The organism is Streptococcus mitis (assembly GCF_003942685.1).
Lineage (GTDB): Bacteria > Bacillota > Bacilli > Lactobacillales > Streptococcaceae > Streptococcus > Streptococcus mitis_CD.
Genome location: NZ_RJNR01000010.1, coordinates 1 through 15,670 on the forward strand (window position 1 = coordinate 1; position 15,670 = coordinate 15,670).

The 15,670-nt window shown below is 42.4% G+C and carries 17 protein-coding genes; 11 read left to right on the forward strand and 6 right to left on the reverse strand.

The window, feature by feature from the left end:
• The 10 genes from D8855_RS10570 to rpsD form a co-directional block, all read left to right on the forward strand.
• The coding region (locus D8855_RS10570) for a Rib/alpha-like domain-containing protein (protein ID WP_260467333.1) at positions 1-829 on the forward strand (829 nt) is incomplete at its 5' end.
• Between the two features lie 253 nt (positions 830-1,082).
• Positions 1,083-1,937: a VOC family protein gene (locus D8855_RS07385; RefSeq protein WP_094753876.1), complete on the forward strand. Its 855-nt coding sequence runs from the start codon at positions 1,083-1,085 to the stop codon at positions 1,935-1,937.
• A gap of 208 nt (positions 1,938-2,145) precedes the next feature.
• On the forward strand, positions 2,146-2,703 hold the full coding sequence (locus D8855_RS07390; RefSeq protein ID WP_125416771.1) for a sugar O-acetyltransferase: 558 nt from the start codon (positions 2,146-2,148) through the stop codon (positions 2,701-2,703).
• Between the two features lie 218 nt (positions 2,704-2,921).
• On the forward strand, positions 2,922-3,686 hold the full coding sequence (locus tag D8855_RS07395) for a nucleoside phosphorylase (protein ID WP_125416773.1): 765 nt from the start codon (positions 2,922-2,924) through the stop codon (positions 3,684-3,686).
• A gap of 33 nt (positions 3,687-3,719) precedes the next feature.
• Positions 3,720-5,099, forward strand: coding sequence for a TrkH family potassium uptake protein (locus D8855_RS07400; RefSeq protein ID WP_023944048.1), 1,380 nt, complete (start codon positions 3,720-3,722; stop codon positions 5,097-5,099).
• 13 nt (positions 5,100-5,112) lie between these two features.
• Positions 5,113-5,778: a potassium channel family protein gene (locus D8855_RS07405; RefSeq protein WP_001283905.1), complete on the forward strand. Its 666-nt coding sequence runs from the start codon at positions 5,113-5,115 to the stop codon at positions 5,776-5,778.
• A gap of 124 nt (positions 5,779-5,902) precedes the next feature.
• Positions 5,903-8,017: an SSURE domain-containing protein gene (locus tag D8855_RS07410; RefSeq protein ID WP_125416775.1), complete on the forward strand. Its 2,115-nt coding sequence runs from the start codon at positions 5,903-5,905 to the stop codon at positions 8,015-8,017.
• A 123-nt stretch (positions 8,018-8,140) separates the two neighbouring features.
• On the forward strand, positions 8,141-8,839 hold the full coding sequence (locus tag D8855_RS07415) for a response regulator transcription factor (RefSeq protein ID WP_125416777.1): 699 nt from the start codon (positions 8,141-8,143) through the stop codon (positions 8,837-8,839).
• Positions 8,836-9,888, forward strand: coding sequence for a sensor histidine kinase (locus tag D8855_RS07420; protein WP_125416779.1), 1,053 nt, complete (start codon positions 8,836-8,838; stop codon positions 9,886-9,888). The genes D8855_RS07415 and D8855_RS07420 overlap by 4 nt, the downstream gene beginning before the upstream one ends.
• A gap of 194 nt (positions 9,889-10,082) precedes the next feature.
• On the forward strand, positions 10,083-10,694 hold the full coding sequence (gene rpsD / locus D8855_RS07425; RefSeq protein ID WP_049508141.1) for a 30S ribosomal protein S4: 612 nt from the start codon (positions 10,083-10,085) through the stop codon (positions 10,692-10,694).
• A gap of 249 nt (positions 10,695-10,943) precedes the next feature.
• Here rpsD and D8855_RS07430 read toward each other — a convergent pair whose 3' ends face one another.
• The 5 genes from D8855_RS07430 to D8855_RS07450 all read right to left on the reverse strand — a co-directional run bounded on the left by D8855_RS07430 (position 10,944) and on the right by D8855_RS07450 (position 13,355).
• On the reverse strand, positions 10,944-11,507 hold the full coding sequence (locus D8855_RS07430) for a hypothetical protein (RefSeq protein ID WP_125416781.1): 564 nt from the start codon (positions 11,505-11,507) through the stop codon (positions 10,944-10,946).
• A gap of 138 nt (positions 11,508-11,645) precedes the next feature.
• On the reverse strand, positions 11,646-11,795 hold the full coding sequence (rpmG, locus tag D8855_RS07435) for a 50S ribosomal protein L33 (protein ID WP_001265622.1): 150 nt from the start codon (positions 11,793-11,795) through the stop codon (positions 11,646-11,648).
• Between the two features lie 15 nt (positions 11,796-11,810).
• The gene (rpmF, locus tag D8855_RS07440) at positions 11,811-11,993 is read right to left on the reverse strand and encodes a 50S ribosomal protein L32 (protein WP_000290417.1); all 183 of its coding nucleotides are present in this window, start codon (positions 11,991-11,993) and stop codon (positions 11,811-11,813) included.
• A 151-nt stretch (positions 11,994-12,144) separates the two neighbouring features.
• A complete protein-coding gene (locus tag D8855_RS07445; protein ID WP_000796544.1) occupies positions 12,145-12,345 on the reverse strand; it encodes a type II toxin-antitoxin system antitoxin in 201 nt (66 codons plus the stop codon).
• A gap of 2 nt (positions 12,346-12,347) precedes the next feature.
• Positions 12,348-13,355, reverse strand: a complete 1,008-nt coding sequence (locus D8855_RS07450; protein WP_004269911.1) for an SPFH domain-containing protein — start codon at positions 13,353-13,355, stop codon at positions 12,348-12,350.
• Positions 13,356-13,539: 184 nt separating this feature from the next.
• Here D8855_RS07450 and ilvD point away from each other — a divergent pair, with 184 nt between their 5' ends.
• Positions 13,540-15,243: a dihydroxy-acid dehydratase gene (gene ilvD / locus D8855_RS07455; protein ID WP_125416783.1), complete on the forward strand. Its 1,704-nt coding sequence runs from the start codon at positions 13,540-13,542 to the stop codon at positions 15,241-15,243.
• A 60-nt stretch (positions 15,244-15,303) separates the two neighbouring features.
• Here the strand turns inward: ilvD and D8855_RS07460 are convergent, their stop codons facing one another.
• Positions 15,304-15,645 carry a metal-sulfur cluster assembly factor gene (locus D8855_RS07460; RefSeq protein WP_033681053.1) on the reverse strand — a complete coding sequence of 114 codons (342 nt, stop codon included), beginning with the start codon at positions 15,643-15,645 and terminating at the stop codon, positions 15,304-15,306.
• Between the last annotated feature and the right edge of the window lie 25 nt (positions 15,646-15,670).

Below are 15,670 nucleotides of genomic sequence, written 5' to 3' on the forward strand. Positions count from 1 at the left end.
CAAGGTAACGAATGTTGAAAATATTCCAGACTTGACAACACCAGGTAAGAAAGATCCAGTTAAGGTAACGGTTGAATTACCAAGTGGCAAAGTGATTACAGTAGAAGTCCCAGTTAATGTAACACCTGTTAAGGAAATTGAAACTCCAGTAACTAAGACCCCATTAACCCCAGAGGATTACACAAAAGGCATCAAGATTCCAGAAGGTGGCAAGGTAACGAATGTTGAAAATATTCCAGACTTGACAACACCAGGTAAGAAGGATCCAGTTAAAGTCACGGTTGAATTACCAAATGGAAAAGTGATTACAGTAGAAGTCCCAGTTAATGTAACACCTGTTAAAGAGATTGAGACACCAGTCACATCTACCCCATTAACGCCAGAGGATTACACAAAAGGAATTAAGATTCCAGAAGGTGGCAAGGTCACAAATGTTGAAAACATTCCAGACTTGACAACACCAGGTAAGAAAGATCCAGTCAAAGTAACTGTGGAATTACCAAATGGAAAAGTTATTGTAGTAGAAGTTCCAGTAACTGTTACTCCAAAAGCGACTCCAGCTCCAAGAGAAACAGTTAAAACTACCCCAATCGTAGTAGAGGTTGGAACTCCAATTGGCAAAGATGATGTTAAGAAACATGTTGAGTTACCAAAAGGTGCCGAAATCGTAGAAGTTGGAGAAATCCCAGCAACTGATACGGCAGGACAAAAACCAAGTGTTAAAGTAAAAGTGAAACTACCATCAGGAGAAATCGTAGAGGTAGAAGTCCCAGTAACAGTCAATTTGGACTTGTTGCTCGCAAGAAAAAAGAAGACTAATTCTAATTAGATTTTCTGATAAGAATAAGGAGTAGGATATCATATCCGCTCCTTTTCTTTTTGGGATTGAGATGAGAGTTATCATAGTATTGGTTAAAAATTTTCGGTGGTTTTATTGTCAATTCTCTGTAGATTTTCTCGTTCTAATCCCATATAGACAAGATTACAGAATCATGATCTATAAGTTGTCTAACTTGACTTTCTTGATGGGAATGATATAATAGTTGTAACAAAAAATATTACAACAGAAAAGAAGACCATTTATGACCTATGAATACAAGAGCCACATTTATTTAGCAGAGGCAGTTTTAAATGTAAAGGATTTGGCAAGTCAAACAGCCTTTTATCAGCAAGTTATTGGTTTAGAAATCTTATTTCAAACTGAGACAGAGGTCGTTCTGGGACTTGAAGGAAAAGCCTTGGTACACTTGATTCAAGCACAAGAGAGAGGTGAAGTAAGGGAACATTATGGTCTTTACCATCTGGCTATTCTTTTGCCGACACGCAAGGCTTTGGCAGATGTCTTGAAACACCTGACAGATTTACAGATTCCTCTAGTCGGCGGTGCAGACCATGGTTACAGTGAGGCCCTTTATTTGGAGGATTTGGAGGGAAATGGCATTGAACTCTATCGAGATAAGCCGGTTTCTACATGGGATATTCGAGAAGACGGTCGTATTATAGGGGTCACTGAGGTCCTTGCGGCACAGGATATCTATGAGTTGGGGGAAAGAGTAGAGCCCTTTACTTTAGCAGAGGGTACGAGAATGGGGCATATCCATTTGTCCGTCAAGGATAGTCGAAAGTCCAGCCAGTTTTATCAAAAGGTGTTAGGGCTAGAGGATAAATTCAGTGTGCCTAGCGCTAGTTGGATTGCGGCTGGGGACTATCATCATCATTTAGCAGTCAATGAATGGGGAGGAAAAGGCCTAGCTCCGCGTAAGCAAGGCTTGCCAGGTTTGGCCTACTATGTCATCGAAGTCGCACATAAAGAAGAACTGTTAACGATTGCCCAGCGAGCACAAGAAGTTGATGCACCAATCAAGTGGCTGACATCGAGCCAGTTGGAAATCATAGACCAAGATGGAATTGTGATTCGTATTCGTTTAGCAAGGTAGGATGTGATAAAGACCAGCATCTAATACTCAATGAAAATCAAAGAGCAAACTAGGAAACTAGCCGCAGGCTGTACTTGAGTACGGCAAGGCGACGTTGACGCGGTTTGAATTTGATTTTCGAAGAGGATCAATTGTAGAAAGTCCCCCTTATCCTAGTCAGACACGTAGAAATTTTGATATGATAGTAAGGAACAAGGAGAAGAAAACAATGACCAGTGAATACCAGAAAATGATAGCGGGAGAGGTTTACCGTCCATCGGACCCAGAATTGCGGGCCTTGGCTCAGGCTTCTCGCCAAAAACAATCTGCCTTTAACAAGGAAGAAGATCCCTTGAAGGGAGTCGAAATCATCAAGACTTGGTTCGGCTCGACTGGACAAAATATCTTTGTCAATCCACGACTGGTAGTCGATTATGGAGTCAATATCCATCTAGGGGAAAATTTTTATTCTAATTGGAACTTGACCATGCTGGATGTTTGTCCGATTCGCATCGGGGACAATGCTATGATTGGTCCCAACTGTCAGTTCTTGACTCCCCTCCATCCATTGGACCCGCAGGAACGTAATTCAGGTGTGGAATACGGCAAGCCTATTACTATCGGAGACAATTTCTGGGCTGGAGGTGGCGTTATTGTCCTTCCTGGAGTGACACTGGGCAATAACGTAGTGGCAGGAGCAGGGGCCGTGATTACCAAATCTTTTGGTGATAATGTTGTCCTAGCTGGCAATCCCGCGCGCGTGATTAAGGAAATACCTGTGAAATAGAAGTAAAAAGGAACAGCGGAGGTTGTTTCTTTCTTTGTAGGTTTCATCATCTTTGACCAAGCCCACATTTACCTACTCTATATTTTATAAAGTCTGCTTCATTGATTAATTTAAAAGCATCTCGTAAGTGGGATGCTTTTTCTCCTCAGTTCATCAACCCCCTACTTGACACTCAGTCAGCTTTTGATACAATAGTACAAAATCAGAGGAGGTGGGTTATGATTCAGAAACATGCGATTCCTATTTTAGAGTTTGACGACAATCCTCAGGCGGTCATCATGTCCAATCACGAGGAGCTGGACTTGCACTTGCCCAAGAAGTGTGTCTATGCTTTTTTAGGTGAGGAGATTGACTGCTATGCGAGGGAAGTAGGGGCGGATTGTGTCGGCGAATTCGTTTCAGCCACCAAGACCTATCCAGTCTATGTCGTGAACTACAAGGGCGAGGAAATTTGTCTGGCTCAGGCTCCTGTTGGTTCCGCTCCAGCAGCCCAGTTTATGGATTGGTTGATTGGCTATGGTGTGGAGCAGATTATTTCCACCGGTACTTGTGGTGTGCTAGCTGATATAGAGGAAAATGCCTTTCTAGTACCTGTTCGGGCTCTGCGAGATGAGGGAGCTAGTTACCACTATGCGGCACCTTCTCGTTATATGGAAATGCAGTCAGAGGCTATTGTTACTATTGAGCAAGTTTTGGAAGCCAGAGGGATTTCCTATGAAGAAGTCATGACATGGACGACAGACGGTTTTTATCGAGAAACGGCTGAAAAGGTGTCTTATCGTAAGGAAGAAGGCTGTGCTGTTGTGGAGATGGAGTGTTCTGCGCTTGCGGCAGTAGCCCAACTGCGTGGGGTTCTCTGGGGAGAATTGTTGTTCACAGCTGATTCTTTAGCAGACTTGGATCAGTACGATAGTCGTGACTGGGGTTCAGAAACTTTCGAGAAGGCCTTGGAACTCTGCCTTGAGATTGCCTTTCAGTTCTAGCTACTCTTCTTCTTTTTATGGTACAATGGATGTATGTTATTTAAATTATTTGTGAAAAAAATTGAAAGAGCCTTGGGCGGACTTTCGCCAGCTCGTCGGATTTTTCTGAGTTTCGCTGGAGTTATTTTTATAGGTTCTCTTCTTTTGAGTTTGCCTTTTGTTCAGGCAAGTGGTTCTCAGGCTACTTATTTTGACCATCTCTTTACGACGGTGTCCATGGTCTGTGTGACTGGTCTTTTTACGCAACCAGTGGCTACTACCTATAATGTCTGGGGGCAGTTGATTTGTATGCTCTTGATACAGATTGGTGGTCTGGGGCTCATGACCTTTATCGGGATTTTTTATATCCAAGGCAAGCAAAAGCTTAGTCTGCGTAGTCGTGAAACCATTCAGGAGAGTTTTAGTTATGGGGAAAGTAAGTCTTTGAAGTCCTTTATGCGGTCTATCTTTTTGACGACTTTTCTGGTGGAGGGCTTGGGTGCCTTTCTACTAAGTTTCCGTTTTATTCCTGAGTTCGGCTGGGGAAGGGGCATTTTTACCTCCATCTTTTTAGCCATTTCAGCCTTTTGTAATGCTGGTTTTGATAATTTCGGCAGTAGCAGTTTAGTGGCTTTTCAGACGGATCCCTTGATCAATCTGGTCATTGCTGGTTTGATTATCACGGGTGGTCTCGGCTTTATGGTCTGGTTTGACTTAGCAACCCAGTTTGATAAGAAGAAAAAACGCCGTCTGCGTTTCCACACCAAGTTGGTTCTCTTCTTGACTGCAGGGATTTTGCTGTTTGGGACAGTATCTACACTCTTTACGGAGTGGCACAATCCAGGAACCATTGGCAATCTCAGCGTTCCAGAGAAAGTGCTGGTTAGCTTTTTCCAAACCGTCAGCATGAGAACAGCTGGCTTTGCCTCTATTGACTACACTCAAGCTCGGCCTGTGACCCTGTTTATCTATATCCTACAGATGTTTCTCGGAGGGGCGCCTGGAGGGACGGCTGGGGGTCTCAAGATTACGACTTTCTTTGTCTTATTGGTCTTTGCGCGTAGTGAATTGCTAGGCTTGCCTCATGCCAATGTTGCGCAGAGAACCATTGAGGCTCGAACAGTCCAAAAGTCCTTTAGTGTCTTCATTATCTTTTTGATGACCTTCTTGTTGGGCTTGATGTTGTTGGGAATTACAGCAGAAGGAACACCGCGATTTATCTACCTCATGTTTGAGACCATTTCAGCTCTTGCTACAGTTGGGGTAACGGCAAATCTGACACCAGAATTGGGCAAGCTAGCTCTTAGCATTGTCATGGTGCTCATGTTTATCGGCCGTATTGGTCCCTTGACCTTGCTGGTTAGTCTAGCGGATTACCAGCCTGATAAGAAAGATTTGATTCAGTATATGAAAGCAGATATTAGTATTGGATAAGAAAGGAAGAATGATGTCAGATCGTACGATTGGAATTTTAGGTTTGGGGATTTTCGGGAGTAGTGTCCTGACGGCCCTCGCCAAGCAAGATATGAATATCATTGCCATTGATGACCACGCAGAGCACATCAATCAATTTGAGCCTGTTTTAGCGCGTGGAGTTGTTGGCGATATCACAGATGAGGAACTCCTCAGAACTGCAGGAATTGATACCTGTGATACGGTTGTAGTGGCAACAGGAGAAAATCTAGAGTCGAGTGTGCTTGCAGTCATGCATTGTAAGAGTTTGGGGGTACCAAGGGTTATTGCCAAGGTCAAAAGCCAGACAGCCAAGAAGGTGCTAGAAAAAATCGGTGCTGACTCGGTGATTTCACCTGAGTATGAAATGGGGCAGTCTCTGGCGCAGACCATTCTCTTTCATAACAATGTTGATGTCTTTCAGCTGGATAAAAATGTGTCTATCGTGGAGATGAAGATTCCGAGTGTTTGGGCAGGTCAAAGCCTGAGCCAGCTAGATCTACGTGGCAAATACAACCTCAATGTCCTAGGGTTTCGTGAACAAGAAAATTCACCCTTGGATGTCCAGTTTGGCCCTAATGATCTCTTGAAGGCGGATGCCTATATCTTGGCGGTCATTAACAACCAGTATCTAGATGATTTGGCAGAATTAAATTCGTAAAAAAATTAATATAAGTATTTTATAAGAGGGATTTAAGAAAAATTTTAACTTTTTCTTAATCCTTTTTAATTTTAGGAGATTATACTAGAGTCATCAAATAAAGAAAAACTCTAAGGAGAATCCTATGAAATTCAATCCAAATCAAAGATATACTCGTTGGTCTATTCGCCGTCTTAGTGTCGGTGTTGCCTCAGTTGTTGTGGCTAGTGGCTTCTTTGTCCTAGTTGGGCAACCAGGTTCTGTGCGTGCCGATGTGGTCAATCCAACCCCTGCTCAAGTCGTACCAGACGCTGCTTCGGTGAGTGCAAAGAGCGACTTACCAGCAGAACTTCTCAAAGAAGCAGTCGATACAGCTCTTCCTTCAGAACAGGCAGACTCAGCACCTAAAGCAAGCTTGGATACTACAAACTCTCCAGAGAAAGCGGATGTGGCTGCTAAAGACCAAGTAGTAGCACCTAAAGAAGAAGTGCAAGCAAAACCAGAGTCTAAGAAAGAAACAGAAGATGCGGTTAAACCTGCGACAAATCCTGCTCCTGCAGTTACTGGACAAGACCGTGAAGCAAATGAAGCTCGACCAGCAACCACTCCAGCTGAAGTTCAAAAAGGCGTGGCCGACAACACTAAAGATACAGTAGATGTACCAGCCACTTATTTGGACAAAGCCAATTTCCCTGGCCCATTCACAGCAGGTGTTAACCAAGTCATTCCATACGAATTCTTCGCCGGAGATGGTATGTTAACTCGTTTGATCTTGAAAGCATCAGACAAGGCTCCATGGTCAGACAACGGCTCAGCTAAAAACCCCGCCCTTCCACCAGTAGAGAAATTGGGCAAAGGCCTCTACTTCTACGAAGTGGATTTGGCTGGTACCCAAGGTAAATCTGATAAAGAACTTCTTGACCTCTTGAAACAAAACGGTACTCAAAGCTACAAAGCTACCATCAAAGTGTATGGTGCGAAGGATGGCAAGGCAGACTTGAGCAACCTTGTAGCGACTAAAGAATTGGATGTCAACTTGAATGGCTTGACTACTCCAGCTGAAGTGCAAAAGGGCGTAGCCGACAACACTAAAGACACAGTAGATGTCCCAGCCACTTACTTAGATAAAGCGAATTTCCCAGGCCCATTCACAGCCGGTGTTAACCAAGTCATTCCATACGAATTCTTCGCTGGTGACGGTATGTTGACTCGCCTTATCTTGAAAGCTTCTGACAAGGCTCCATGGTCAGATAACGGCTCAGCTAAAAATCCTGCTCTTCCACCAGTAGAAAAATTGGGCAAAGGCCTCTATTTCTACGAAGTGGATTTGGCTGGTACCCAAGGCAAATCTGATAAAGATTTGCTTGACCTCTTGAAACAAAACGGCACTCAAAGCTATAAAGCTACTATCAAAGTGTACGGTGCGAAAGACGGCAAGGCAGACTTGAGCAACCTTGTAGCGACTAAAGAATTGACAGTGAACTTAAATGGCTTAACTACCCCAGCTGAAGTGCAAAAAGGTGTGGCTGATAATACGAAAGATACAGTGGATGTTCCGGCTACTTACTTGGACAAAGCTAATTTCCCAGGTCCATTCACAGCCGGTGTTAACCAAGTTATTCCATACGAATTCTTCGCCGGTGACGGTATGTTGACTCGCCTTATCTTGAAAGCCTCTGACAAGGCTCCATGGTCAGACAATGGTTCAGCTAAAAATCCAGCTCTTCCACCAGTAGAAAAATTGGGCAAAGGTCTTTACTTCTATGAAGTGGATTTGGCTGGCACTCAAGGTAAATCTGACAAAGAGCTTCTTGACCTTTTGAAACAAAACGGCACTCAAAGCTATAAAGCTACCATCAAAGTGTACGGTGCTAAAGATGGCAAGGCTGATTTGACTAACCTTGTAGCGACTAAAGAATTGACAGTGAACTTGAATGGGTATAAGTCCCTCAATGATATGAAATCTAAAATGTCAGCTGCTAGCCAGGATAAGATGATGCCTAACAAAGAGCAGGACAAAACCATGAATGCTAGCCAGCCTATGGTAACCTCAAGTAAAATGCCTGATGAAGGCAAGATGGCATCTACTAACAAGGTATCAAGTCCAATGATGGCTGATCAAATGAAAGACCAAAAAGACATGCTTCCATATACTGGTGAAGCCCAAACATCAATGGCTACTCTTGGATTCTTTGGATTAGCTTTGGCCGGACTTCTAGGTGGCCTCGGTTTGAAAGCTAAAAAAGAAGAAAATGACTAGTCTAGCTACAGACTTTCTATCTAGGATATGAAAAATCTAGATATCGTTTAGAATGTTCGTAAAGAGATAAAAATAGTGTTATACTATTGTGGTATAGCACTGTTTTTTTCAAAGGAGAGACAGATGGGAAAGACAATTTTACTCGTTGACGACGAGGTAGAAATCACAGATATTCATCAACGTTATCTGGTTCAGGCAGGATATCAGGTTTTGGTGGCCCATGATGGAGTAGAGGCCTTGGAAATCTTCAAGCGAAAAGCGATTGATTTGATTATTACAGATATCATGATGCCTCGGATGGATGGTTATGATTTGATTAGCGAAGTTCAGTATCAATCTCCGGATCAGCCTTTTCTCTTTATAACGGCTAAGACAAGCGAGCAGGACAAGATTTACGGCCTGAGCTTGGGGGCAGATGACTTTATTGCCAAGCCCTTTAGCCCTCGTGAGCTGGTTTTGCGTGTCCACAATATTTTGCGGCGCCTTCATCGTGGAGGTGAGACAGAGGTCGTCAGTCTCGGGGATTTACGGATGAATCACGGTAGTCATGAGGTCCAAGTCGGAGATGTGGCGCTTGATTTGACCGTCAAATCCTTCGAACTTCTATGGCTTTTAGCCAGCAATCCAGAGCGGGTTTTCTCTAAGACAGACCTCTATGAAAAGGTCTGGCAGGAAGACTATGTGGATGATACCAATACCTTGAATGTTCATATTCATGCTCTTAGACAGGAGTTGACTAAACATGCTAGTGCAGAAACACCGACCATCAAAACCGTCTGGGGCTTGGGCTACAAAATTGAGAAAGCACGAGGTAGTCAATGAAATTAAAAAGTTATATTTTAGTGGGGTATATCATTTCAACACTCCTAACGATTATCGTGGTTTTTTGGGCCATCCAGCGAATGCTAATTGAAGAAAGAGAAATTTATTTCCTAGTGGGTATGACTCTCGTGGCTAGTTTTATCGGTGCTGGGATTAGTCTCTTTCTTTTATCACCGGTCTTTACTTCATTGAGCAAACTCAAGGAACATGCCAAGCGAGTAGCGGACAAGGACTTTCCATCAAATCTGGAGGTTCAAGGCCCTGTAGAATTTCAACAATTAGGCCAAGCTTTCAATGAAATGTCCCATGATTTGCAGGCCACCTTTGATTCCTTGGAAGAAAGCGAGCGAGAAAAGGGTTTGATGATTGCCCAGCTGTCGCATGATATCAAGACCCCTATCACTTCGATCCAAGCGACGGTAGAAGGGATTTTGGATGGGGTTATCAAGGAAGGAGAACAGGACCATTATCTAGCAACCATTGGACGCCAGACAGAAAGACTCAATAAACTGGTTGAGGAGTTGAATTTTTTGACTCTAAACACAGCTAGAAATCAGGTCGAAACGACCAGCAAAGACAGCATTTTTCTGGACCAGCTCTTGATTGAGTGCATGAGTGAATTTCAGTTCTTGATTGAGCAGGAAGAGCGAGATGTCCATTTGCAGGTAATCCCAGAGTCTGCTCGGATTGAAGGAGATTATGCTAAACTTTCTCGTATCTTGGTGAATCTGGTCAATAACGCTTTTAAATACTCAGCTCCAGGAACCAAGCTGGAAGTGGTGGCTAAGCTGGAAAATAACCAGCTTTCAATCAGTGTGACTGATGAGGGACAGGGGATTGCCCCAGAGGATTTGGAGAATATTTTCAAACGCCTTTATCGTGTAGAAACTTCGCGTAACATGAAAACAGGTGGTCATGGCTTAGGGCTTGCGATTGCGCGTGAATTGGCCCATCAATTAGGTGGAGAAATCACAGTTACCAGCCAGTACGGCCTCGGAAGCACCTTTACCCTCCTTCTCAACCTCTCTGGCAGTGAAAATAAAGCTTAAAACCCCTTTACAAATCTAGCCATTCATGGTAAAATGGATTTTGTGCGAAATATCAGCAGGAAAGCATGAAGCTCGTCAACAGGTGTCTTATGATAAGTAACCTTGGCTGTTTAGGCGAAGGGCATCTGCACGAATCAGGGCTTTCTAAGTGACTATTTCCACCGAAATATTATTTATATCAGGAGGACATTCACATGTCACGTTATACAGGACCATCTTGGAAACAAGCTCGTCGCCTTGGCCTTTCACTTACAGGTACAGGTAAAGAATTGGCACGTCGTAACTACGTACCAGGACAACACGGACCAAACAACCGTTCTAAATTGTCAGAATACGGTTTGCAATTGGCTGAAAAACAAAAACTTCGTTTCACTTACGGTGTAGGTGAAAAACAATTCCGTAACTTGTTCGTACAAGCTACAAAAATCAAAGGCGGAATCCTAGGTTTCAACTTCATGCTTCTTTTGGAACGCCGTTTGGATAACGTTGTTTACCGTCTTGGTCTTGCGACTACTCGTCGTCAAGCTCGTCAATTCGTAAACCACGGTCACATCCTTGTTGACGGAAAACGCGTTGATATCCCATCATACCGCGTAAATCCAGGTCAAGTGATCTCAGTTCGTGAAAAATCATTGAAAGTTCCGGCTATCCTTGAAGCAGTAGAAGCTACTCTTGGACGTCCAGCATTCGTATCATTCGACGCTGAAAAATTGGAAGGTTCATTAACTCGCTTGCCAGAACGCGACGAAATCAACCCAGAAATCAACGAAGCACTTGTCGTTGAATTCTACAACAAAATGTTGTAATATTTTATTAAATCAGATAGGCTTTAGAGCCTTGATATTAAGCACTTTGGGACGCTTTCCCTTAGTGCTTTTTGATTTCTCTTAGTATCCAGCTATCATCGTCTATAAGCAATTAGACCCATATAGTTCAAAGTGATATAGTAGTCTAAAGGATGTGCCACCATGAATGCTTTAGAAAAAAGCTCTTCATCAACTTACTACAGTTGACAAAGAGCCATTTTTTATTGATAACTTTAACAAAAGTCATCTTTAAAAATTTAAAAGTTTATTTCTTTCTTCAATATCATTTTTAATACATTCTTCAAGCACCTTGGGATCAACATAGATCACATTCCCAATCATTTTTGCGGGAATGTTCATAGATAGTACCTGGAAAGAATATTTTTTAACAAGTGGTTCAAGTTTTGAGCCGTTTATATGGTTGTTAATGGCAGGGAAAATGATATCTTCCCATGAAAATGTGTAGTTATAAATTGTCTTGTTAAATCCAAGCTCTCTGACCTTAACTCTATCATGTATGCGAATAAGTTTTACCAGTATATTAACACCATCAATATTCTTAGCTTTATAATTTTCACGTAAGTCTTTAAAAGAAGCATAGTTCTTGAAGGTAAGATAAGCCAGTAGAATAATTAAGATTAAAGGGATAATACCTTTAGACGTTAGCAAGTCACTTATAGTTGTCAACTTAAAGCTAAGTATGAAGTTGATAACAACTGCGTACAAAATAGCTAGTAGCGGCAATTTTACAAATAAAAAAGATTTGTATTTTATGGAAGTAATGGTATTGCTTTCTTTAAATTTTATTTTCATTAATGTTTCTCCTTAAATATTATCAGTTGGAAGAATATAGAGAAAGACTATGTAATGTTAGTTTTATAATAAAACACCCCATCAGCTAGATATTTTTGTCTAACTAATAGGGTGTAAGTCATGAAACGGAATGACCTATTATTTTACTTCTGTAAACACAACGTGTTTGCGAAGTTTTGGTGAGTATTTCTTCAATTGAAGACGGTCTGGAGTGTTACGTTTGTTTTTAGAAGTAAGGTACAAGCGTTCACCAGATTCTTTGTGTTCAAGTGTAATATTTACGCGCATGGTATCTCCCTTCTATTATTCAGCTGATGCAGCTTTAGCGATTTTACGTCCTTTGTAGTATCCTTTAAGTGATACACGGTGAGAACGTGAGTAATCTCCAGTAGTTTCGTCAAAGTTTACAGATGGAGCTGTTACTTTGTAGTGTGTACGACGTTTGTTTTTCTTCGCTTTTGAAGTGCGACGTGCAGGTACTGCCATTTTGATTTCTCCTTTAGGTATTTATATTCGATTCAATCTACTGATTTTCATCAACCATATTAGAATAACACATTTTTTTTGTAAAGTAAAGTTACTTGACAAAAAAAGATGAAAAAATTCTCCTGTCAGTCCTAGCAGACAGGAGAAGGTGTTAAATATCAATCTCAAATGGTTCGTCAATGGTTTCTGATACGTATTTTCCGTCTTTCTTCCGTTGTTTGACACATTCTGTGAGGAGATATTCGATTTGCCCATTGACTGAACGAAAGTCATCTTCTGCCCATGATGCGAGTGCAGCGTATAACTTTGTTGAGAGTCGAAGGGGGATCTGCTTCTTTTTAGCTTCAGCCATCTTTAGTAAAGACTTCCTGTGTTGACAATTGGTTGTGCATCATGATTGCCACAGAGTACGACAAGGAGATTTGAAACCATGGCAGCTTTTCGTTCTTCGTCAAGCTCTACCAATTCCCCTTCATTGAGTCGTTCTAGTGCCATTTCAACCATTCCTACAGCACCATCCACAATCATCTTACGGGCATCAATAATGGCAGATGCTTGTTGGCGTTGAAGCATGACAGCAGCAATTTCTGGAGCGTAAGCTAGGTAAGTAATACGTGCTTCAAGGATTTCCAAGCCAGCATCCTCAACACGACTTTGGATTTCCTCACGAATACGGTTAGCTACAATCTCACTAGAACCACGGAGACTACCTTCATCTGCTTGCCCGTCACCTGTAGTATCCACATTAGGAGAGACATCGTAAGGATAGATGCGGACAATATTTCGGAGGGCGCTATCACATTGCAATGAAAGATATTCTTTGTAGTTGTCCACATTGAAGACTGCTTTGGCTGTATCAACAACTCTCCAAGTTACCGCGATCCCGATTTCTACGGGATTTCCTAGACAATCATTGATTTTTTGGCGAGAATTGCTCAAGGTCATAACCTTGAGGGAAATCTGTTTTTTGCCAATTTCAATGTTTACATCATTGCCATTTGATGATTTCATTCCTGACAAAGGAGATTTTGTGCTAACATCACCACTTTGTCCCAGTCTAGTGTGATTTGCAGGGTTGACTGCTACGCTGAAGGGATTAACAAAGTAAAAACCAGGTTCTTTGATGGTACCTGTATAGTTACCAAAAAGGGTCAAAACCAGAGCTTCCTGAGGTTTGACAACTTTTAAACCAGCATGAGCTAGGCCTGCAATTAAGCTTAATAAAAGTCCGATAATAATTCCAAAAATGTTTTCCGAACCAACACCCATTATAAATATAAAGATACCGAGTACGAGCGCCAATTCAATGAGAATCAATGCGAATACACCATTTGGTTTTGAATTGATTAGTTTTTCAGTCATAAGAATGACCTCCTATTATTTGATATCTAAATGATATCACTTTAATTTATAAAGTCAAGAAATAAATGTAACATTTTTAAAGAAAATATTTCTGTATAGAATTTTCTGAAAATTCAAGAATTTTCTTCTGTTCATTGCTTTTAAAATGTGCTATAATAGTAAAAACTGAAATGGGAGGGAACAAATGACTGAATTAGATAAACGTCACCGCAGTAGCATTTATGACAGCATGGTTAAATCACCAAACCGTGCCATGCTTCGTGCGACTGGTATGACAGATAAGGACTTTGAAACACCGATTGTAGGGGTTATTTCGACTTGGGCGGAAAATACACCATGTAACATTCACTTGCATGATTTTGGGAAGTTGGCTAAAGAAGGTGTCAAATCTGCAGGTGCTTGGCCTGTGCAGTTTGGGACTATCACTGTAGCGGACGGGATTGCCATGGGAACGCCTGGTATGCGTTTCTCTTTGACATCTCGTGATATTATTGCGGACTCAATCGAGGCAGCTATGGGTGGTCACAATGTGGATGCCTTTGTTGCTATCGGTGGCTGTGACAAGAACATGCCTGGTTCTATGATTGCCATTGCCAACATGGATATTCCAGCTATTTTCGCCTATGGTGGAACTATTGCGCCGGGAAATCTTGATGGCAAAGACATTGACCTGGTTTCTGTTTTTGAGGGTATCGGAAAATGGAACCACGGTGACATGACAGCTGAGGACGTAAAACGTCTTGAATGTAATGCTTGTCCTGGACCTGGTGGCTGTGGTGGTATGTATACTGCTAATACCATGGCGACTGCTATCGAAGTTCTGGGTATGAGTTTGCCAGGTTCATCCTCTCACCCAGCTGAATCAGCTGATAAGAAAGAAGACATCGAAGCAGCAGGACGTGCTGTTGTTAAGATGTTGGAACTTGGTCTCAAACCATCAGATATCTTGACTCGTGAAGCCTTTGAAGATGCCATCGCTGTGACTATGGCTCTCGGTGGTTCTACAAATGCCACTCTTCATTTGCTTGCCATTGCCCATGCTGCCAATGTTGACTTGTCACTTGAGGACTTCAATACGATCCAAGAGCGTGTGCCTCACTTGGCCGACTTGAAACCATCTGGTCAGTATGTCTTCCAAGACCTCTACGAAGTCGGTGGTGTGCCTGCGGTTATGAGATACCTCTTGGCAAATGGTTTCCTTCACGGAGATCGCATCACATGTACTGGTAAGACTGTTGCTGAAAACTTGGCTGACTTTGCAGACCTCACACCAGGTCAACAAGTCATCATGCCACTTGAAAATCCAAAACGTGCAGATGGTCCGCTTATCATCTTGAACGGGAACCTTGCTCCTGACGGTGCGGTTGCCAAGGTATCAGGTGTTAAAGTTCGTCGTCACGTTGGTCCAGCTAAGGTCTTTGACTCAGAAGAAGATGCTATTCAGGCTGTTTTGACAGATGAAATCGTCGATGGCGATGTAGTCGTTGTTCGTTTCGTTGGACCTAAGGGTGGTCCTGGTATGCCTGAGATGCTGTCACTTTCATCAATGATCGTCGGTAAAGGTCAAGGAGATAAGGTTGCCCTCTTGACAGATGGTCGTTTCTCTGGTGGTACTTATGGTCTGGTTGTTGGACATATCGCTCCTGAAGCTCAGGATGGTGGACCAATTGCCTACCTTCGTACAGGCGATATCGTTACAGTTGACCAAGATACCAAAGAAATTTCCATGGTCGTATCTGAAGAAGAACTTGAAAAACGTAAGGCAGAAACAACCTTGCCACCACTTTACAGCCGTGGTGTCCTCGGTAAATACGCCCATATCGTATCATCTGCTTCTCGTGGAGCCGTGACAGACTTCTGGAATATGGACAAGTCAGGTAAAAAATAAACTCAAAAAGCAAGCCAACTTCGGCTTGCTTATTTTTATCTTCAAAAGTGATTTGCCTGCTTAACGAGGTGGCAGTCCAAGGGCAATACGGCCGTAGCGACTGATTCGTGTGATTTTCCAAGCAGGCGACCAGGTAACTTCAACCTTGACATCTTCGATACCCTCTATTTGTTTCAGACCTGCCACGATTTCGATAGGCAGGCTTTCGGCGCAATCGCAGGCAGTATCGGTGAAGGTCATGACAATCTTGCAGAGACCTGTTTCGTCCAGATTGATTTCATAAATCAACCCTAGATTGTAAACATCCAATTCCACATCTGTATCAAAAACCTTCTCTAGTTTTTCGATAATTTGGTCTTTCAAGGCCAAAGCACGGTCATTGATTTTGATATCGTCTCTCATTACAGTCCCTCCACGTGATAAATAT